18 protein-coding genes are annotated in these 20,522 nt (G+C 42.0%); 16 read left to right on the forward strand and 2 right to left on the reverse strand.

Annotated features, from left to right (window positions below):
- The first annotated feature begins 11 nt into the window (after window positions 1–11).
- The 12 genes from ACN6KS_RS06065 to ACN6KS_RS06120 all read left to right on the forward strand — a co-directional run bounded on the left by ACN6KS_RS06065 (window position 12) and on the right by ACN6KS_RS06120 (window position 13,614).
- A complete protein-coding gene (locus ACN6KS_RS06065) occupies window positions 12–1,076 on the forward strand; it encodes a hypothetical protein (protein WP_094870661.1) in 1,065 nt (354 codons plus the stop codon).
- Window positions 1,073–2,518 (forward strand): hypothetical protein, encoded by a 1,446-nt coding sequence (locus tag ACN6KS_RS06070; RefSeq protein ID WP_440961582.1) that lies wholly within the window; start codon window positions 1,073–1,075, stop codon window positions 2,516–2,518. The genes ACN6KS_RS06065 and ACN6KS_RS06070 overlap by 4 nt, the downstream gene beginning before the upstream one ends.
- A 12-nt stretch (window positions 2,519–2,530) precedes the next feature.
- The gene (locus ACN6KS_RS06075; RefSeq protein ID WP_440961583.1) at window positions 2,531–3,580 is read left to right on the forward strand and encodes a hypothetical protein; all 1,050 of its coding nucleotides are present in this window, start codon (window positions 2,531–2,533) and stop codon (window positions 3,578–3,580) included.
- A gap of 11 nt (window positions 3,581–3,591) precedes the next feature.
- The gene (locus ACN6KS_RS06080; RefSeq protein WP_280788735.1) at window positions 3,592–4,461 is read left to right on the forward strand and encodes a hypothetical protein; all 870 of its coding nucleotides are present in this window, start codon (window positions 3,592–3,594) and stop codon (window positions 4,459–4,461) included.
- A 56-nt stretch (window positions 4,462–4,517) separates the two neighbouring features.
- A complete protein-coding gene (locus tag ACN6KS_RS06085) occupies window positions 4,518–4,709 on the forward strand; it encodes a hypothetical protein (RefSeq protein ID WP_094870657.1) in 192 nt (63 codons plus the stop codon).
- Between the two features lie 7 nt (window positions 4,710–4,716).
- Window positions 4,717–4,860, forward strand: coding sequence for a hypothetical protein (locus tag ACN6KS_RS06090; protein ID WP_156113062.1), 144 nt, complete (start codon window positions 4,717–4,719; stop codon window positions 4,858–4,860).
- Between the two features lie 15 nt (window positions 4,861–4,875).
- Entirely contained in the window at window positions 4,876–5,256 is a 381-nt protein-coding gene (locus tag ACN6KS_RS06095; protein WP_076284074.1) for a hypothetical protein, read from the forward strand.
- A gap of 20 nt (window positions 5,257–5,276) precedes the next feature.
- Window positions 5,277–5,774 (forward strand): hypothetical protein, encoded by a 498-nt coding sequence (locus ACN6KS_RS06100; RefSeq protein ID WP_094876971.1) that lies wholly within the window; start codon window positions 5,277–5,279, stop codon window positions 5,772–5,774.
- Window positions 5,775–5,809: 35 nt separating this feature from the next.
- The gene (locus ACN6KS_RS06105) at window positions 5,810–6,463 is read left to right on the forward strand and encodes a hypothetical protein (protein WP_440961584.1); all 654 of its coding nucleotides are present in this window, start codon (window positions 5,810–5,812) and stop codon (window positions 6,461–6,463) included.
- Window positions 6,464–6,475: 12 nt separating this feature from the next.
- Window positions 6,476–8,761, forward strand: coding sequence for a hypothetical protein (locus ACN6KS_RS06110; protein WP_440961585.1), 2,286 nt, complete (start codon window positions 6,476–6,478; stop codon window positions 8,759–8,761).
- A 22-nt stretch (window positions 8,762–8,783) separates the two neighbouring features.
- Complete coding sequence (locus ACN6KS_RS06115; RefSeq protein ID WP_440961586.1) at window positions 8,784–12,734, forward strand: hypothetical protein; 3,951 nt, start codon at window positions 8,784–8,786, stop codon at window positions 12,732–12,734.
- Between the two features lie 100 nt (window positions 12,735–12,834).
- Complete coding sequence (locus tag ACN6KS_RS06120; protein WP_440961587.1) at window positions 12,835–13,614, forward strand: GNAT family N-acetyltransferase; 780 nt, start codon at window positions 12,835–12,837, stop codon at window positions 13,612–13,614.
- A 63-nt stretch (window positions 13,615–13,677) separates the two neighbouring features.
- Here the strand turns inward: ACN6KS_RS06120 and ACN6KS_RS06125 are convergent, their stop codons facing one another.
- On the reverse strand, window positions 13,678–14,310 hold the full coding sequence (locus ACN6KS_RS06125) for a hypothetical protein (protein WP_179281616.1): 633 nt from the start codon (window positions 14,308–14,310) through the stop codon (window positions 13,678–13,680).
- A 302-nt stretch (window positions 14,311–14,612) separates the two neighbouring features.
- Between ACN6KS_RS06125 and tkt the strand changes: the two genes are divergently transcribed.
- Window positions 14,613–16,655 carry a transketolase gene (gene tkt, locus ACN6KS_RS06130; protein WP_440961588.1) on the forward strand — a complete coding sequence of 681 codons (2,043 nt, stop codon included), beginning with the start codon at window positions 14,613–14,615 and terminating at the stop codon, window positions 16,653–16,655.
- Window positions 16,656–16,688: 33 nt separating this feature from the next.
- The gene (locus ACN6KS_RS06135) at window positions 16,689–17,006 is read left to right on the forward strand and encodes a pyrimidine/purine nucleoside phosphorylase (RefSeq protein WP_094870650.1); all 318 of its coding nucleotides are present in this window, start codon (window positions 16,689–16,691) and stop codon (window positions 17,004–17,006) included.
- Window positions 17,007–17,264: 258 nt separating this feature from the next.
- Here the strand turns inward: ACN6KS_RS06135 and ACN6KS_RS06140 are convergent, their stop codons facing one another.
- Window positions 17,265–18,167, reverse strand: a complete 903-nt coding sequence (locus ACN6KS_RS06140; protein ID WP_440961589.1) for an NAD(P)-dependent oxidoreductase — start codon at window positions 18,165–18,167, stop codon at window positions 17,265–17,267.
- Between the two features lie 234 nt (window positions 18,168–18,401).
- On the opposite strand from ACN6KS_RS06140, the gene ACN6KS_RS06145 reads away from it, so the two are divergent.
- Window positions 18,402–19,757: a glucose-6-phosphate isomerase gene (locus ACN6KS_RS06145; protein WP_042124930.1), complete on the forward strand. Its 1,356-nt coding sequence runs from the start codon at window positions 18,402–18,404 to the stop codon at window positions 19,755–19,757.
- A gap of 132 nt (window positions 19,758–19,889) precedes the next feature.
- Window positions 19,890–20,522, forward strand: a complete 633-nt coding sequence (locus ACN6KS_RS06150) for a YigZ family protein (RefSeq protein WP_440961590.1) — start codon at window positions 19,890–19,892, stop codon at window positions 20,520–20,522.

Raw genomic sequence — 20,522 nt, forward strand, 5'->3', positions numbered from 1 at the left:
AGGGAAGAGTCTTGAAAATATTTAGTCTAGGCATAGATCAGTTAACCATTAATGATATCAAAAATGCAGGGTTTATTGTAATTACACAAAGTGTACTTCCTGATCCATCTCATACAGAGGGCCATATGCTAATGGTTACCAGTGACCAGATTCAAGCTCAGTCACTTAGCGAACTGCGCCGGAATTATCCGGGCTCAACGATCTTATATGTATATTTGCAAAAGGGAATCAGTGGTTACCAAGCTGTACATATGCTGTGTGAAAGCTTAGGGATCTATTTTATACCCCCTCGTTCTACCTCGTCAGCGGTGATAGAGAAGATTCGCTTTATTCTAGACGAGGATGGCGAGGAACGAGGTAATTTGGTTGGTTTTTTTGGATCTGGTCCGGGGATCGGCTGCACTAGTGTAGCTAAACTGTTTGCAAGGCGAATTGCCGCGGCGGGCCTTCGTGTTATTGTCCTTGGACTTGATTTATATGATCCCGGATATGACCGCAAAGCTACCATTAGTCTGGATAGGCTTCGATCAAGGCTCACTGGGAAGATGATTTATGATGAGGATTTTGAGCAATTGATTAAGCAAGACGGTTACTCGTATCTCCCAGGCAATTACGATTACTTGAGTGCACAAGATTATCAGGAGGATGAGATTGAATATTTTTTGGCTAGGGCTGGGGCAAATGCAGATGTGGTTATTGCTGACTTCGGCTCTATTCCGGAAAGTGCTGCATGGTATGTCGGAATGCACAAATCGGCACTGCGTATGATCGTCACTCATCCAAAGCATGAATACAGACTCGAACCTCTGCTAGAGCTTGCTGGGCATATGGATCTACGTCCACATGATTTTCAACTAATTATTAACCGCAGTAATGTGGAAGAAATATCTTCTCCTAAAAATCTAGCGCTTCGCTTTGGGACTGAAATTTTGCTGGAGCTGCCGTATTACCAGCCCTTGCAGGAGAGCTTACCCCTAGGCAAAAAAGAGCTGCAGCATGTGGATGATAAGGTACATTCTCTGCTCGTGTCCATGAGCCTGGCGCCAGAAGTTAAAAAGAAAGGTATATTCCTATGAATGGAAATCAACCGAACCGTCCATTGTTCTCTCTAAAAGAAAGTATCCTACGTATGAGCAAACCGGGCAAGGAAGACTTTTATGTATTTTTGCAAAAAATGAAAAACGATATGAACGAAGGGCTGGAACGTGAGGATGATGCTTATTTCGAGTTAAATGCGAAGGCGCTAATTGGGGATCCGCAGGCGGTTAGCTTTTTTATGAATGAGATAGAGAAATACTTGCGGAAGACACCCTTTACGGGCAAGCTTCCAGAAGCATACAGAACAGCTGCAGAAGCGCTCTATCATGAGTGGAAGGGCTTTGGTCCGGCGTATCGTTGGTTTACGGATCGTGCATACAGTGAATCAACCGGGCTTCAGATGATCGGAAAGCAGATCTTTTATAACCATAAAGGTGAGTTTGTAGCTTATCCATATGAGATGCCTTCACTAGATCGGGTCGAACAGTTAAAGCGCTCCTTATTAAAAAGTGATCCCAACAAAAAGCTGAACAAGGACAACCCTTCAGTGGAGTTTAAAATGGATGACCCGCTCTGGCCTGGCCGATTTATTAGGCTTGCCATTTGGGTATCCCCGAGAGTATGGGATGGCTTCACCACAATATCGTTACGGCGGCAGGTTGTAGAGTTTCTGAGTCTAGACGATCAGGCGGGTACGGAATGTATTCCTGCGGAAGCGGTTGAAATGATTCGGGTGTTATCATCTACCTTTCGCAATAGCATTATTGCGGGCGCTGTAGGCTCGGGAAAAACAACCTTTGCAAACACGATCGTCGGTGAGCAACTGCTCGGATCTTCATCCTGTATGGGTGTAGTGATGATAGAAAAACATCCGGAGTCGATTTTACCTTACCAGATTAAAGGGCACCGAATTATTCCAATCCAGGCTGCAAATGAGGAATTGATGGAGGTAGGGGTAGAGTCACTGCGGCATGACCCAAACATTTTGTATATGACGGAAATGCGTTATAACGAATGGGAATTTTATCTGTGGAGTGGGGAAAAAGGGTATGACGGCATCACCGGAACCTTCCACACCGTTGATTCGGAGGATATTCCTTATCAAGGCGCTTTTGCCGTGTCGACAAGGATTGGCGGGAGCCTTAAGGGGCATTTGATCTCTGCACTGAAATCATGCGAGCTGGTCTTTATTCTGGAAAGTGTTCCGAACGGAAAGAAGCGGTTAACGCGAATATCGGAAGTCTTTTATGACGAGGAAAAGAACTCTGTATTTGCGAATGATCTGATGCGCTGGGAACCCCAGAAGATGCGTTGGTCCTATAATGACAAGCTGACAAAGAACCTGATTCTGAAGATGACTAGGAAAAATGAGCAGGCAACACAGTTGCTTCAGAAAGAGCTGGGACAGCTTGCAGCAGCAAAACCAATGGATCAGCCTATCAAAGAAAGCTTGAAATCTAAGATCATCCTTAACGAGTGAGGAGGTGAAACCGTGGATTTATTATTGTATATTTTTCGTTTTGTCCTTCATTTGTTAATTGTATGGGGAATTTGGCTGCTCATTAAACCGCTAATCGAACGGCATTTACGACAGGTAGGTCAGAAGTTCGATTATCGGATCAAACATAAAATGAGTATTTTTGGAAAAAGAGTTAGCTCGGTGAAAAAAAGGTTGTGGCTCTACCGTCATCTAGATAATCTTTTATATTTTGTACACCGAAAATATGAGCCGGGAATTAGCGTTATGCGATTTGTCATGCGTACAGCAATAGTGTTTATCGCGGTTTTTCTATCAGGACTACTGACGCTAAACGAGCTTCCTGGGCAATTGAGTTTTAACAATCCTTTTCTGGAGGGGATAACTTTTAACGAAGGGCGTTCGATTCAGGGGGCTTGGAGATTTCCACTTTTTATGGCTGTGATTTCTGCGACGATTCCTTATTTTCGTATGAGATACATCTACGCGCAGAGGAAGGTGCATGGAAGCTATGATTTACTCGATGTAGTCAAAATCTCCACCAAATTCACTCACTTGTCGGTAGATTCCATTCTCGATCGGACAACGGATTTTCTTACGGATAAGAATGTGCTGAAGGGTCCTTTGAAGCTGCTAGGGGCTGCATTTTCCAATTACAGTAGTGAGAAGGAGCTTGCCCAGGAAGCCGGGAGATTTTCGAATGCGATTGGCACTACCTTCGCCCTAGAATTTATATCGGATCTGCTCTATGCCGAGAAGGAGGGGACCCGTTATTTAAAAAGCTCATTGATGCTGTTAAATCGTTCCATGGAACAACAGAGGGAAACGATTTTGACTGTGAAAGCGGGGAGTAGAGATGCGATTAGCCTTGGCTTATACGGAAATCTTTTGGTGCTGATATCAACGGTTGGAACCTTTATGTACATGCTGAAGCCTGATATCTATTTCCAATTGCAGTTTGAGACTACAGTAGGACTTTCTTTTTTGATGGTGATCATCTCCGGTCTTTTTATTTCTTTTGTGATTAGCACTATTCTTGCCAGACCTAAACTGGACTACCACTAAGGTGATGAGCTATGGACAGATTGTTACTATTAATTACTGTAATCGGGATTGTATATGTCGCTTTACTTGTCTTTATAAGCAGCAGCAGTAAACAGGAAAGATATCTTGTCCGATTAGGACTGCGGTGGAATAAGTTTGGGGAACGGATGCAGGGAGATAGACTCCAGCAATTATTGAATGATTCAGGTTTATCGATTGCGGCCCGTAAAATTACGCTTTTCCGTTACTCGGCAGCGCTGATTTATTTAATAACTCAAGTCATCAGTGATTTTATTCGTTCAAATTCTTTTTCTATCTATGACCCTCTAATTGCTCTACTTATTCTCATAATTAGCAGTCCGATGCGCTATCTTCCGTTTGGCTGGGTGCTTGCATGGCTTCATCAAAAAACGGTTATTAAAAAAGACGGTGAGCTGATCTCTTTCATCCGTCTATATGAGAATAATCGGCTGCGCAAGCGCGGATATGCGCAATTTGGCACTTTTTGCGGGAGTACGGCTGGACATTTTCAATATATACGTCAGGATTTGTATGAGTTGTCAGAACGAGCGGTAGATGAGGGTGTGGAGGGGGCGATTGAATGGTTCTGTGCCAAGTTTCCGGATAATCACAGTTTTATTAATGACATCCGGTCCATTTTGCTGGCTACTGAGGGTATGGAGGACGACACAGAAGCGGCGAATTATTTGCGTGAGCAAGGTAAGATTATATCCAAAATCTCCAGTGATCAGTATTTGAAAAAGTGGTCTTTTATCGGTGATTTATCTACGATCATTAATGTGATCCCATCGATTGCTACTTTTTTGATGATTGTCGCGATGGCGATGCAGTACATTTTGCTGATCAAAGGGAATTTTAATGGTGTCGGCATGTTCCAGTGAAAAATTGTATATTCAATATTATTTTAAAAATATAAAATAAAAGGGAGATTTTAACAATGAAAAAGGATGCTATTTCTACAGGTTTGTTTATTGCTATTGGATTTTTATGTGTGGCCATCGTAATTGCTGTTTTGATTCCTGTAGTTCGGGAGGTCATTGATGCTACGGATGATAATAAACCGACGATTCCAGGTGTGACTTTTATTCAACCACTGGATTCCAGCCAAACTTCAACTGCTCGGGTTTAATTCGATTATGAAAAAAGACTCTATCTCCATAGCAATGTTTCTGGCTATTGGCTTTGTGATCGCAGGGATGTTTATCACAGTAGCTACGCATATCATTGGCAGCAGTCAAGACGATATCATCACACATACTAAGCAAGTAGAGCAATATTAGAAGGAGGCGTTTCTATTGAAGGAGACCGTCCTCCGGGCATTATTCATGTGGCTTGTCCTGTTTATTATCCTGCAGCCCATATTTACCTATATTGATTATTTGCTAGATTTACAGGTCAAAGCTAATACGTCCTACATCACACAAAAAGCTGCAACGGAGGGGATGGTCACAGCGTCTATGCGGAACGAAGTGATTTCAAATCTGAAGGCGATAGGGTTCTCAGAGGGTTCTATAGAAATTACGAGCAGTACGGATACCATTCAAGAACGCAAGCAACGAATTGATGTGTATGTAACAGCACCGCGGATAAATTTGTTTCCGTATAACTTTTCCACAGTTTCGCAGCCGACCCGATATTATGGCCATGGGTCAATTATGAGTGAATATCTCGATTGATTAAGGGATGAGCCTAATTTATGGATTACATTATTAAGCTGGCATTTGTCCTGCTGATCTTTATCTACTCCTGGTTCTTTCAGATCCAGAATCAGGAGTGGGACATGCTGCGCAGCATGCTAAAAGATGCAAACAATATCGCTGTTCACGATGCTGCGCAGGAATTAGATGAAACTGAACTCACACGAGGTCGTCTAATTATCGATCCCGCGCTTGCTTACGATACTTTTCAACATGCCTTGCAGGCGAATCTTGGGCTTGATAACGGCCTTTCTCCTCAAGTAGGCAGTCGTTTTAAGAATCAAGTAAAGATCGTGAAGTTTGATATTATTGATGATTCCGATGGAGTGACTTTTCCGCTTTTATACGAGGATAGTGAATATGGCATTACCAAATACATAGAGGGTCCCTCGGTTATTGCCGTTATCGAGACGGAACATCCGTTGCTGATCTCCAGAGCCAAAACACAAGAGCCTATCAGAGTACCTGCAGTTCAGGAGTATAAGTTCAATAAGTAGGAAAAATCCAATTGAGACTAGGGAGAGATTCGGGGATGAAGAAGAGAGTTGTAAAGGCGACTTTGGTAGCGGCAATGTTATTTAGCGTGGTTTTGGGGCAGGGAGTGGTTGCAAAAGCGGAAACTGTTACAGAAGTGGGTACGGCTAAGCCAACCACATCCGCGGTACCCGCAGCAACGTTGAAACCTGCAGTTACGCCAGCGCCAATCATGAGGGATAATCTGTTTAAATTTGGATTGAAGAAAGACTTGGAGTTGCCTGTGACAGTTACGGCGGGTGGGTTGAGTTATACGTTGGAGAAGATAATGATCTTTGATGCAAAGTCCAAAGATGCTCAAGCACTGATTAAGAAGTTCAAATATTCCGGAGAAGGAAAGTACTTTATTTGGACTAAAATTACAGTGGAAAATAATAGTGGTAATACAATTAAAAAAGATTATACGGATTTAAGTGAGAAATGGCGCTTAGGATTTGGTAACAAATTAGATGCGTATCCAACTATGCCAAGAAGCAAGGATACTTTTGTGAACGACAAAGAGGCACTATGGGGATGGAAATTAGCGCCGGGACAGAAAATGACTACCTACCAAGCCTATTACTATGATGGAGATTTTAAGTCTTTTGTTATTTGGTTAGACAACAAAAAAGATTCGGCTACAAAATACATCGTAAACACTCCAGAAGTTTAAGAGGTGATGAAGTTGCAGATGAAGAAAAATAAAAAAATCAGGATATTCTCAATTATTCTTATAATTGGTCTATTATTTTCGCCAAACTTGATGAATTCAGCTCAAGCAGCAGAGGTGAAATCTGGATCAGTAAGTATACCTATTACAACTGGATTAACGGGATCAGGGAATGCAGCAAAAACTTTTTACTTAGACCCGCCTAGTGGAGTAAACGTCGCTGCAATTAAAGCAGGAACTTTTAAATATTCAGGCAATAACAGCTTAGTTGGAGCAATTAGCGTAGAGAATGGAAAAATAAAAGTTACACTCAAAGGTAATGAAAAAGTTGAAACGTTTAATGTTACAGGAATGGATGGTAACGATCCTGAAAAAGTTTTTAAAAGTACGCCGGGTAACTCTATTTGGCGATATGCAGATGGGCGAAGATGGCAGATTAATGATTATAATCAAGATCGTGGAGTGAACACAAGCAAAAACGTAAACGCTACAGATTTTAATACTCCATCAGACGAACCACCAAAAACAACTGTTACCACAAAATCTGATCCAGTTAGTCCGAGTCAAGCAACATGGTTTAGAGACAATGTTAATACTATCCCATACAGTAATATTATTCAGTCTAGCATTAAGCTGGTACCCATGGCGCTTCAAGGGGACAAAGGGCAAGTTGGACAAAAAAACGGGGAATTCATTATTACTTATCAAGTACCATCAGGGCAATATACACCCGAACAACCGTCGGATACCTTTGATAAAGGTCAATGGGTAACCGGTCGGCTATATTATATTACATTACCGTATTATTTCACTGCCGAAGCAAAAATGACCTCATATAGCTATGCGGGAACTGTCAATTTTGATTATGCACTACCTGATCAAGTTACTTTGAATGCTTCAGCTACATTAATTGAACCCAACCCGAATCCTGCGAAAATGACGGGTGACAAAGTTGCGGTAAAAATTAATGTTAAAGGTGAATTAATAGCCTATACAGACGCTTCTAATATTTCTGAATGGGTATTTTATGCAAGAGAGAAAGAAATAGCTGTTGCGGACATGAAGAAAGAATATTCAAAAATTCTTACTGCGGGTAAAGACTTTGATTTTGCAATCCCAGCATCCAAATTGGTGGGAAAAGATAGTTATAAACAAGACTATGTTTTAAAGGTTGTTGTACGGTTCAAAAATCCAGTATTAACAAAATCAGGACCTATTTCATCTTTAGAGGCAGGACCTGAAATTTCAGCTGGAGTGTATAAGAAAAATCCTCCTGATGATCTTTTCCCTCCTCCCCCAAACCCGCCAGCTAAACCAGAAGGTAAACCGCCCATCGCACGGATCAGCGCCCCTAAATATGTCAAAGCTGGAGACGACATGATGGTGTACGGAGGAGCTTCTTCTGATCCGGATGGTTATATCACAGATTATTCCTGGGGTACTCAAGGAGCGCAGGGTGGGATCGGTAATACAGCACGAGGATACATATGGTATACAAGAGATGATGTAGGGCAGACTTTCCCAATTGGGCTCACAGTAGTTGACAACGATGGTCAAATTGGGAGTACTAGTACTGAGGTAACAGTGATTGAACCTAAGCCTGCTGCTATATTAAACATTTCTGGCACACTAAAACAAAATCGGAAAACAACGCTCATGAATATTAGTCAAAGTCCTACTCGTTTTCCATTGGTCCCATCAAAAACTCAGATCTCTATCAGTGCTGTTTCTGGTGGTACGAATGCAGATATTAAATACAGTGGTACGTTATCTGATTTTCAGAGTAAGGATATTCTATTTAAGAGTCCAGGTAAATATAAAGCTACAATCTATGTGGAAAATACCTTGGGATATTCTGATCGTAGTGAACTGATTATTGATATCGTTCCAGATGAATTGCCATTTGCTTACTTTGGGATGCCGGGAAAAGTATACCGCGATCCGAGTAATGGAAATAAGGCAGTGGTTTCAATAGATGATATGTCTTTTACTAAGGATAAAGATCCACTCATTCGTCGGATTTGGGAATATCGTTACGATTCTAATAACAACGGATCTTTTGCAGATGAGAGTTGGGTTCGGTTTAACGAAGAGAATCGCACTCGTCTGAATTTAGAGCTATATGAAGTCGGAAAATATGAAATACGTCTTACAGTTCTCGAAGAATTTGGACAGCCCACGATTGAAGAATTTGTAACTGAAGATGATAGAAAACGGATAAATTCTGATAGCACACAAAATCTCATTGAACGGATTGTAGAGGTGGAGAATCGGGCACCAGAGGTAGATTGGGATCTATAAGTGAAGAACGGAGGATAGTCTTGTGAAACAAAAATTCAGGATAAGCTTCATTTTATATTTCTTATTAATTTTTACAATATTGCCAATCTTACCTCAACCATTATCAGAGAGGGTAGGAATAAGTACGACAGCTCAGGCTGCTGATGATGATAACATTATTAACTACAGGGATATTACTTTTAATAGTGGGTTTGCAACACATGCACAACCCAATACAATTAATATCCGTTTCCCAGCAATTAAAGTGACAAACATTTCTTATAACAAGATAACTAAACAATTATATTATGATATAGCACCTGGCGTAGCTCCTATGAATATTGATATCAACTGGAACAACAATACTCCGCCAGGGCAGTCTCATTTATGGAATCAGAAACTAACAATAGATATGTGTGGTTCTGCGTACACTGAGGCGGGGTATGAACGCGAAAAAAACCGATTATACGGGTTGGATCAAACATGGACATGTTCGGCCGGAAATTATTTTTGGGGTCAAACTCAGAACTGGAGCACTGACTATGGAACGCTCTATAATATTGGCCTTGCACATACCGGAAGAGAGATTAATCTAGATTTTGACCTTTCTACTATAAGAAGCGCCATGAAGACTACTTATCCTAATATCTTCACACAAGGGCACAATATGTTTAACCCAGCTGATGATGATAATTCAAACCCTCCCGAACTTTTTCGAATAAGATTCCTTGCATTCTCAGGATGGTATAGAACGGATTTGGGTCCGTCAGAGGGGCCCTACCAAGCCAATTATGAACCTGGAGGTTATACGCCCTACATGACTGAGGTTGCTAAATTGATTCCTAACCATCCTCCTTCTATTTCGGTAGGGACACCGAATGGTATAACGCTAGTAAATGCGCCTGGACTGAGTGGTATCAATATTGAAGGATATGTAAGTGATCCGGATAACGAAGATGTGACGGTTACTGCAGAGATTCCTAACGTATTTTATAAGAAGACTGCAGTATATAAGGCGCAATCGTCAAAACCATTTTACATCCCAATAGATGCGATTGATGATGCTTTATCACCTGGGTCTTACAATATGATAATTACAGCATCTGATCCTTCAGGAATGAAACAATCAAAGAATTTAACTATAAATGTCAAACAGCAGATGAGGAATAAGTCATTTATCCTTATCAATACCCCTGTTGAAACGAGAACCAAATATTTTGATTCTGAAGGAGATTCGAAATCCACAGAACGTTTCAGATATGATCATAATCCTTATTTCTATGATAACTCTATGGGGATTATTGGAGATTCAGGATTATGGAGAACATCTACTTATTCTTCATTCCCCTATAGTGGGGTATATATTGCGACCTTTCAGGGTCGAGATAATCCCAAAAATGATGACCGATTTGATGTTTACCGGAAATGGAGCCGGGATAATTTATCCTCTATGACTTTTCATGTGCATCGAAAGCCGATAGCTTTATTCAGTGCGAAGTTGATGGGAGGATATATTCAAATCTCTGATAGCTCTTACGATCTAGATCACATTACTGCTGCCAATAAAGGGCTTGTGGATAGACAATGGCAGTATAAGAAAACAGAAGCTTCGATATGGAATGATGGCCAGCCGCCTAATCCGTTGCCAAGTAATGATCAATACGATATTCGGCTAAGAGTAAGGGACATGGATGGTGAAAATGGGTTAGGCATATGGAGTGATTGGTGCCAGAGGACAGTAGGAGCAGCTGCAAATCTACCTCCTGTAGCGCTATTCACAGTTGAGCCTAATATTGTTTCCTACCGTAAGGCCACGACGATTATAGATAAATCATTTGATCCGGATAATGATCCGTTGGATATTTATTATTGGACAGTAATTAAAGATGGATGGAATAAAGTATGGGAGCATTGGGGTGGAGCGACAACACCGCCGAATATCGCCGCGTTTGGACCAGGAAATTATCAAATAAATCTACAAGTACATGATAATCGTGGTTTGTGGTCGGAATGGTATAGTCAAAGCGTACAAGTCATGAATCACCCACCAGCAGCCGCTTTTAATATGCCAATTGAAGTATATCGAGATACGCTCATTACGATGCAAAATACGACACCAGATCCAGATGAAGATGGAGATTCGCTGTCTTACGCATGGTACGCTAGACTTAATAACAGCCCTTATTATTATGCGGGTAGCAATCGTAATCAATCCATGACAATCAGGGATTTAATTGCAAGGAGTGGGGTTTCACCACAACAAGCGATATCAGATGGATGGGAAATGCGACTTAATGTTACAGATATACCAGTAAGCTCGAATGTTTCAGCATTGACTTCTTATGCTACACGTATGTTTACTGTTAAAAACCATATTCCAACAGCAGGAATTAATGGACCAAGCAGTGTTTATCAGTTTGATACTATAACATACTATGGGGTGGATTCTGATGATGATCCATCTGATATCAGTAGTTTGCAGTATTACTGGAAAGTTACAGATAGTGATGGTGCAACTGAAATGTACCGAACTCCTAATATCAAGATTGATTTTCCTGAGTCTGGGATCTACATATTAGAACATTGGGTTGTGGACCAGATTGGTGATAAGTCCAACATAGCTACTCTGAAGGTAAATGTAGCTAAGAATCTGCCTCCAACCTTAACTCTCACAACTCCTGCAGGAACCGCAACTAATCCATCAGTAATAGATGCGGAGTTACAAGGAGATCCACTCATTAAGTGGACATATACAGATCCTGAAAACGATCCACAGGAAAAGTATAGACTAGAGTTTTATTCGAAGGATGATCTCTTGGTTAAGAGTGTTGAAAATCCGAATAGCAGCGGACTACTCAGACAATATCAAATAACAAACAACACATTTGAACGCTTCGAATATTTTACCGTCTATGGACGAGCCTTTTCAAAATTATCTTGGTCAGAAATATCAAATGAAAAAACATTCATCATCGATAACGCACCTAAGCCGGGATTCACTCTGATCACAGATACTGGTAAAGATGCGACTAAGGTACCGATTTACCGGACGGATGTTCTGAACATTAAGAGTGCCGCCTCTGATTTGGACGAACCAAAAGGAGATACAATAAGCCACAAGTATTTCTTAAAACCATCAAGTGGAACAGAAGCCCTAGCGAGCACTCAAAAGGACTTCACGAAGCAGTTTAGTGGTCATGGTGTCTTTACCTTTAGACAAATCGTTACAGATTCATTGGGTCTGCAACGTGAGCTTTCGCAGAACATTACAGTAGTCAACCGGATACCGATGACTACAATAACGTACCCAACCAGTGTTGATCCATCTAACCCGACAATCGCAAGCACACTTACCCCGATCATTAAATGGGATTATCAAGATGAAGACGGAGATCTTCAGCAACGTTATAAGGTGCGAATTATTAACTTGGCCACAGGTGTAATCAAGGTACAATCTGGTGAGCAAGTATCAAGCGCTAAGCAATGGCAGATTCCAGTTGGTTCACTGATCGAAAACGAGAAGTATGCAGTCGAGGTTGAAGTTTTTGACGGGTTCAGCTGGGGCAATGTTTCTGCACGTAAATATTTCATGGTTAATCTATTAAGTATAAAAGGTGGAGTGAAGCACACTGAAGAGTGGAACAACAACCGTAAAGGTTATAATCTGAAAAAGAGCGGCAATGAGGAGAGTCCAAGAGGATACAATGTATTTTGGGCAGGTGAACGTTTTGTTCTGCAAGGTACAGCAACAGGTCTCCCAGATACTGTACAAGTGACTATGAACGGAGGGTTTACTACGCAGCTCAGCCCAACTAACGACGATAAAACCTTCTGGACAGGTGAAATGTACGATAGCTCTTTTGAAAAGCTACCCGATGGTCCTGTTACTTTTACCTTTACGGCTCAGAATGCGTACAACACCAAAACGGATACAGTTACCGTTGTTATATCATCAGATTGGGCGGAGTATTTCCAAAGTCATCGAATAAAGTAGAGTAGGGCCTATATCACCTATCCCATTTCTTTTTTGCGTGACTTCACAGGATCATGTTAATGTTGAAGCATTGTATCAAACATTGATAGGGGTAGGAGATATGATTCGAGAGTTAACACCAGCGGAAATGAAATCAATCTTGAGTTTGATAAATAGGGAACAACATTTTTTATACTATTCATACCTTACAGCTCGTAAGCATAATTCGGTACATTATGGACATTTTACTGAACAGGGGGAGCTGCTCGGCGTATTGGCCTTTTTAAGGGGGCTCCCATTCTATGCTTTTTCCGTATTCCCTGTGGAGAAGTCTTTTTGTCTCCGGTCCGTGCTTTCATTTATGAAAGAACAACTGAATTTACCTGACAATGCTGTCGGTAGCGCAATCGTTAATGAAGAAGTTATGGTTGTACTTGATTCACAGCTTGAGCTTGTTAAGTCTCCCAAAAAGCTGCTTCTAATGAAGCATATCCATCAAGAAGCGTTACCGCCGGTGGATAAAAGCGTTTTACCTTTGGGTCCTTCTTATTTTGAGCTTATTGAGTCGAAAATGGCCGATTTAGAAACAATGGCTTTTTCAAAAGAAGAATTGCAGTATCCGTTCTATGGTGTGATGGAACAACATGAGCTGATTGCGGTAGGTGGATACCATATTTATAGCGAGGATTACGTTGAATTGGGGAACATCGGCACGGATGTAAGATGGAGAAGGCAAGGCTACGGAAAAAAGATCTGCGCAGAGCTCACCCGAGCGGGGAGAAGGGTTACCTCCAACGTTTATTTGAATGTCCTTGAAGAGAATACAGGTGCAATTTCTCTATATCAATCGATCGGTTATGAACTCATGTGCAGTCAGTACATGGTTGAATTCGTTATTTGATGGTTAAAAAGGACTAAGCGGAATTACAATCCGCTTAGTCCTTTTTAACAAGCATTGAGCCTTTTATACGACCCCTTCAGTCCGGTCTTCATTTATTCGCATCATTCGTGCGGCAACCGAAGTATTATGTAATGGTAAAGAAGATGCACGGGCAGAGGCTCTCTGAGCTCTACGTAAATAATACGATAGCTTGCCAGTAAAAATCTTATGTGCACAGAGTGAAAGAGCGAAATCTTCCGGTGTAACGAAGCAGGAAGGCTTATTCACAGGCTGAACTGCAGTTTCTTCAAATAAAGAGGCAACGAAATGGGAACAAAAATAAGCATTTTCTCTATCGATTTTAATATTTAGAAGCACACCTATTAATCCTAAAAGATGGTATTTATAACGCTCCTGATTTTGCATCATCCCTTGGACGTGATTGTACATCGTATCGTATTCCTCAGCGCTAACACGCAACTGATAGATGGAACAATTAGCACTGTTATAAAAAGGGTCGATAAAGTTCTCCTGGATTAGTCCTGCCACAAATGGATTGTGCATTTTTTTTCTTCCGAAGCTGTATACCTCCCGCAGTTCACAGTCAAAGGCGATCGAAGCATGATTCAGATCGGCTTTTGTAAACCACTTTATAAAACCACTAAAGGCCGTACCTGTACCGGTAAGCACAATAAAGATGTCCTTATTCGAACTCATGTTCAAAATTCCTTTCCACTAGGAAATGTTGGGTAATGCATGAAAACTATGCTTAACTAACTCCATCTTACTGTATATTTGAGCATTGTAAAACAATCTTTAGTCGTAATTAAAAACTAGACCATAGACTAGTGCAATTCTGGCTTGTCTCATAGTTCATGTGTGTATATAAATACGTCGATATTGCAAAAGATAAGCTGTTCAAATAAAGAGTTTTTAAAAACAATTGGAATTGCTTCCACACTAATGATACAATAAGAGTCAAAATGACATTCTTGAGATTTCAGAGGAGGAACTATTAAATGAGTGAACAAGAACAAGCGATTCAAAAGGAAGAAAACTCAACTGTAGATAACCTGTCCATTACAACGATTCGTACTTTGGCGATTGACGCCATTGAAAAAGCAAACTCCGGCCATCCAGGTATGCCAATGGGTTCTGCACCAATGGGCTACCAATTGTTTGCAAAAACAATGAAACACAACCCTGATCATCCGACATGGGTAAACCGTGACCGTTTTGTATTGTCCGCAGGACATGGTTCTATGCTTCTATACAGCTTGTTGCACCTTAGTGGTTATGATCTTCCTATGGAAGAATTGAAAAATTTCCGTCAATGGGGCAGCTTGACTCCAGGTCACCCGGAAGTGGGGCATACCGCTGGTGTTGATGCTACAACAGGTCCACTTGGACAAGGTATTGGTATGGCTGTTGGTATGGCTATGGCTGAAGCGCAACTCAGTGCTACTTACAACAAAGATGAACATAAAGTGATTGACCACTATACTTACGCCATTTGTGGTGATGGTGACCTGATGGAAGGGATCTCTTCCGAGTCCGCTTCACTCGCTGGTCATTTGAAACTGGGCAAATTGGTTGTATTGTATGATTCAAATGATATTTCCCTTGATGGTAAATTGAACCTTTCGTTCTCCGAGAACGTGGCTCAACGTTTTGATGCTTATGGCTGGCAAGTACTTCGCGTTGAAGACGGAAATGATCTTCCTGCTATCGCCAAAGCGATTGCTGAAGCTCAAGCTGAGACTAGCAAACCGACATTGATCGAAGTGAAAACTGTTATTGGTTATGGTAGCCCTAACAAACAAGGTAAAGGCGGCCATGGCGGTACTCACGGTTCCCCACTTGGAGCAGAAGAAGCTAAGCTTACCAAAGATTTCTACAAATGGGTATACGAAGAAGATTTCTATGTACCTGACGAAGTTCGTGCTCATTTTGCAGAAGTGAAGAAAAACGGAATCGCAGCTAACAAAGCTTGGGATGACAAATTTTCGGCTTACAAAAAAGCATATCCAGAGCTTGCTGTACAATTTGAAACAGTAATCAACGGCGATCTTCCAGAAGGCTGGGATGCTAACCTTCCAACTTACACTACTGAAGATAAAGCAGTATCTACTCGTGTAGCTTCCGGTAGTGCACTTAATGGTCTGACTGCTGGTGTTCCACAGCTTGTGGGCGGTTCTGCTGACTTGGAAAGCTCCACTATGACGCATTTGAATGGTTTGACATCGTTCACACCAGAATCTTATGATGGCCGCAACATCTACTTCGGCGTACGTGAGTTTGGTATGGCTGCTGCCATGAACGGTATTGCACTGCACACGGGTCTTAAAGTATTCGGAGGAACATTCTTCGTGTTCACAGACTACCTGCGTCCAGCCATTCGTTTGGCTTCGATCATGAAATTGCCAGTAACCTATGTACTGACACATGACAGTATTGCAGTTGGTGAAGATGGTCCTACGCATGAACCAATCGAACAATTGGCTTCCCTGCGTATCATCCCAGGTCTGACTGTTATTCGTCCGGCTGATGCTAACGAAACTTCAGCAGCATGGGCTTATGCTATGGAAAACAAAGACAATCCGGTCGCTTTGGTTCTGACTCGTCAAAACTTGCCAATTCTTGCTGGAACAGTTGATGGCGTTCGTGAAAACATCAAACGTGGTGGTTATGTTGTCTCTGATTCCAAGAATGGCACTCCACAAGCACAACTGATCGCTACTGGTTCTGAAGTACAGCTGGCTGTTAAAGCACAAGCTGCTTTGGCTGAAGAAGGTATCGATGTTCGTGTAATCAGCTTGCCAAGCTGGGATCTGTTCGAAAAACAAGATAAAGAATACCGTGATTCCGTTATTCTTCCAGGAGTTAAGGCTCGTCTTGCAATCGAAATGGCACAAACCTTTGGCTGGGAACGTTACACTGGTGACCAAGGCGATATCCTCGGCATCACTACTTTCGGAGCTTCCGCACCTGGAGACAGAGTAATGAAAGAATACGGCTTTACTGTTGAGAATGTAGTTAGCCGTGTGAAAGCACTTCTGTAATTAACTGAATAATCATTAGGGGGAGAACAAGTAATGAGTCAGTTTAACAACGCAACGATTGAAAAAGCAGCCAATGTATATTATGGCGGACAAGTAACCAGCCGTACGGTAATCTTGCAGGATGGAACTAAGGTGACGCTTGGTATCATGTTGCCTGGTGTATATGAATTTGGTACGGATGGTCCTGAAATTATGGAGATTCTGTCCGGCGATCTTAAAGTGCTGCTTCCCGGCACTGAGGGTTGGCAGGAGATTAAGGGAGCGGCAACGTTCAATGTCCCTGGCAACTCAAAATTTGCGTTGGAAGTATTTGAAGTAACTGATTATTGCTGTTCTTACCCGGTTCTATAAGTGTTTTGAAAATCATAAAGACAGCAACGCAGCGATTCTCCTGTTAATGGAGAACCGCTGCTTTTTGATTTTTAGTGGCGATGCAGAGTCAGCTGTGACCGATAGCAATGGCTGTGGCTTGTTGCTGCAAAAGTTACTCTAGCATATTTCCATTAACAAACAAAATTCCCATATAGAAAGACCGCCTCACACATTTGAATAGTCATGTGTGAAGCGGTCGTAAATGTTTCTAACTAGAGTAGGTTTTAGTTTTTGAATTTATTTATCGGATACAGTAGAACCCATTTTTTGTCCGATCCACTCTTCATAGCATTTCACTACAGCGGAGAGGTCTTCGTCGCCATAGCCTTGGGTAAACCCGGCTTGGAACATACTTTTGGCTAGTCCCAGCATTGGAGAAGGGACGCCTGTGAAATCGCTGTGGGCGGAGGCTAACTTCAAATCCTTTAACATTAATGCAAGGGAGAACTGATTGCTGAAATCATTTTCTATGATTTTACGGCCTTTAAGCTCTGCTTGTTTGCTACCCGCAGAACCAAGCTGCACTAGTTCAAGGAACTTGTCAGCTGGAACACCTGATTTTACAGCGATAGCGAACCCTTCAGCCAGGGCAACATTATGAATTCCGACCATAGCATTATGAGCCAGCTTGGCTACAGCACCACTGCCGTTCTCACCCATATGTATCAGCTTTTTACCCAAAGTATCGAAGATATCGCGATGCTGTTCTATGACTTCAGCACTGCCGCCAACCATGAACACCAAGGTTCCTTCAATAGCTGCCGGCTTGCTTCCAGTCACTGGAGCGTCAAGGAAATGTCCGCCCCGGGCTTCTACAGCAGTGGCAATTTCGTGAACTAGTCCTGGAGAAATTGTGCTAGAATCAATAATTAAGCCGCCTGGCTTAAGCGCATCTAGAATACCATCCTGACCATAAAACACTTCACGAACCGAATCATCATTACTGATCATGGTAATAATAACATCCTTACCTTCAGTGGCAGCACGTGGCGTAAGAGCGGTCAGAGCACCTTCTGCTTCAAGAGGTTTACATTTAGCTGCCGTACGGTTGTACACTGTCACCTGAAAGCCGCCACGAAGCAAGTTGGAAGCCATTGGCGCTCCCATTGTTCCAAGTCCGATAAAACCGATTTGTTTCATTTATATAGCCACCTTCCGTTTTCTTCATTCTATCACGGCACTTAGGCCAGCACCACAGCTCAGCCTTGCCTAATGATGCGGGAAACGCTTCCATGAAACTTTCGAAAACTTGGTTCTAAAGCCCGGGATGTGCCCTAAGACCTTGCCAGTCAAGGCAAATTAAAGTATCCTAATTATAAAGTTGTAACAAGCGGTTTCAAATTTAAAGAGATAAACAGGAGGTTTCCATTACCGATGTCTAAGAAGATTAATTTTGACTACACCAAAGCCCTTTCTTTCTTTAACCAACAAGAAATTGACAACCTTGCCGCTCCAGTTAAGTTAGCGCACGAACAGTTGCATAATAAGACTGGTGTAGGTTCCGACTATCTTGGATGGATTGATCTTCCATCAGCTTATGATAAGGAAGAATTCGCACGCATTCAGCAAGCCGCAAAGAAGATCCAGAGCGATTCCGAAGTACTGATTGTAATTGGTATTGGTGGTTCTTATCTGGGAGCACGTGCAGCGATTGAAGCGCTCTCGCATTCTTTTTACAATAACCTTTCTAAAGATAAGCGCAAAACTCCAGAAGTTTATTTCGCTGGTAATAACATCAGTTCTACATACATCACGCATTTGCTTGATTTAGTAGAAGGCAAAGACTTCTCCGTGAACGTAATCTCCAAATCAGGAACTACGACTGAGCCAGCCATTGCTTTCCGCATTTTCCGCGCAGCTCTGGAGAAGAAATATGGTAAAGAAGAAGCTCGCAAACGTATTTACGCTACTACAGACAAAGAAAAAGGTGCCCTTAAGAAATTGGCTACTGAAGAAGGTTATGAATCCTTCATCATTCCAGACGATGTAGGCGGACGTTACTCCGTATTGACACCTGTAGGCTTGCTTCCAATCGCTGTAGCAGGTATTAACATTGAAGAGATGATGCAAGGTGCTGCTGCTGCTGCGGATGAGTTCAATAATCCAGATGTAGCTACTAACCAAGCTTATCAATATGCTGCAGTTCGTAATGCGCTGTATCGCAAAGGTAAGACAACTGAAATCCTCGTTAACTATGAGCCTTCCTTACACTTTGTATCGGAGTGGTGGAAACAATTGTTTGGCGAGAGTGAAGGTAAGGATTTTAAAGGAATTTATCCTTCTTCCGTTGATTTCTCTACGGATCTACACTCCATGGGTCAATTTATCCAAGAAGGTAACCGTAATATTTTTGAAACGGTAATCCAAGTAGATCAAGTGGCTCATCATGTGACCATTGAGAACGATCCGGATGATCTGGATGGTTTGAACTTCTTAACAGGAAAGACTATGGATTTCGTAAATAAGAAGGCTTTCCAAGGTACGATGCTTGCGCATACAGATGGTCAAGTACCTAACCTTATCGTTACTATTCCTGATCAAACACCATACACATTTGGTTATTTGGTTTACTTCTTTGAAAAAGCTTGCGGCATCAGCGGTTACCTGCTCGGTGTTAACCCATTCGACCAACCAGGCGTTGAAGCATACAAGAAGAATATGTTTGCGCTACTTGGCAAACCGGGTTACGAAAAAGAAAAGGCAGAGCTGGAAGCAAGACTTACTGAATAGTATTGCAGCAGTATTTTAGAGACCATTCATACTAGTGTAAGTCACCAGGAGCAGTCCATAGGTAATCCAATACCGGGGGCTGCTCCTGACATTATATGAAGACATCATATGTATATAAGGACTGGAATAATTATGTTAGAACAATATCGAACGGTGCGCTCTTCCGGTTCCAAGGAAGTCGTAATCCGCAAATCTCGCTTCATTGGTCATGTTATGCCGGTTGAGAATGAAGAAGAAGCATTGTTGTTTATCGAAGACATCAAGAAGAAACATCGGGACGCAACGCATAACTGTTCTGCTTATGTGATTGGGGAGAGAGACGAAATCCAGAGGCAATCGGACGACGGGGAGCCGAGTGGAACAGCCGGCAAACCGATTTTGGAAGTAATTCGCAACCAGGGAGTTAAAAATGTCGCAATTGTTGTTACCCGTTATTTCGGAGGCATTATGCTGGGTGCCGGAGGGCTGATTAGAGCTTATACGGATGGGGCAGTGCTTGCGCTTGAAGCAGGAGAAGTAATCACCCGTGTGCTAAGACGAGAGGTATTCGTAGAAATTGATTACACTTGGCTAGGCAAGGTTGAGAACGAACTTCGGGGAAGGGGTATTCAGACCGGCGAGACTTTATTCACCGATAAAGTAACGTTGTTATGTTTACCGCGAAATGATGAGGGAGACGCATTTATGGCATGGATAACAGATCTAACCCAAGGGCAAGCCTTCGTAACAGAAGGGCGGCGGATTTACTACAGCGAAGGGGATTAG

Source organism: Paenibacillus nitricinens (assembly GCF_052056485.1).
Taxonomy (GTDB): Bacteria; Bacillota; Bacilli; order Paenibacillales; family Paenibacillaceae; genus Paenibacillus_AQ; species Paenibacillus_AQ nitricinens.

Coding starts and splice junctions, on each gene's coding strand:
- ACN6KS_RS06100 (WP_094876971.1), top strand. CDS start 5,277: ATGGATTACATTATTAAGCTGGCATTTGTCCTGCTGATCTTTATCTAC.
- ACN6KS_RS06085 (WP_094870657.1), top strand. CDS start 4,518: ATGAAAAAGGATGCTATTTCTACAGGTTTGTTTATTGCTATTGGATTT.
- ACN6KS_RS06145 (WP_042124930.1), top strand. CDS start 18,402: ATGTCTAAGAAGATTAATTTTGACTACACCAAAGCCCTTTCTTTCTTT.
- ACN6KS_RS06090 (WP_156113062.1), top strand. CDS start 4,717: ATGAAAAAAGACTCTATCTCCATAGCAATGTTTCTGGCTATTGGCTTT.
- ACN6KS_RS06105 (WP_440961584.1), top strand. CDS start 5,810: ATGAAGAAGAGAGTTGTAAAGGCGACTTTGGTAGCGGCAATGTTATTT.
- ACN6KS_RS06080 (WP_280788735.1), top strand. CDS start 3,592: ATGGACAGATTGTTACTATTAATTACTGTAATCGGGATTGTATATGTC.
- ACN6KS_RS06150 (WP_440961590.1), top strand. CDS start 19,890: ATGTTAGAACAATATCGAACGGTGCGCTCTTCCGGTTCCAAGGAAGTC.
- ACN6KS_RS06135 (WP_094870650.1), top strand. CDS start 16,689: ATGAGTCAGTTTAACAACGCAACGATTGAAAAAGCAGCCAATGTATAT.
- ACN6KS_RS06140 (WP_440961589.1), bottom strand. CDS start 18,167: ATGAAACAAATCGGTTTTATCGGACTTGGAACAATGGGAGCGCCAATG.
- ACN6KS_RS06120 (WP_440961587.1), top strand. CDS start 12,835: ATGATTCGAGAGTTAACACCAGCGGAAATGAAATCAATCTTGAGTTTG.
- ACN6KS_RS06125 (WP_179281616.1), bottom strand. CDS start 14,310: ATGAGTTCGAATAAGGACATCTTTATTGTGCTTACCGGTACAGGTACG.
- tkt (WP_440961588.1), top strand. CDS start 14,613: ATGAGTGAACAAGAACAAGCGATTCAAAAGGAAGAAAACTCAACTGTA.
- ACN6KS_RS06070 (WP_440961582.1), top strand. CDS start 1,073: ATGAATGGAAATCAACCGAACCGTCCATTGTTCTCTCTAAAAGAAAGT.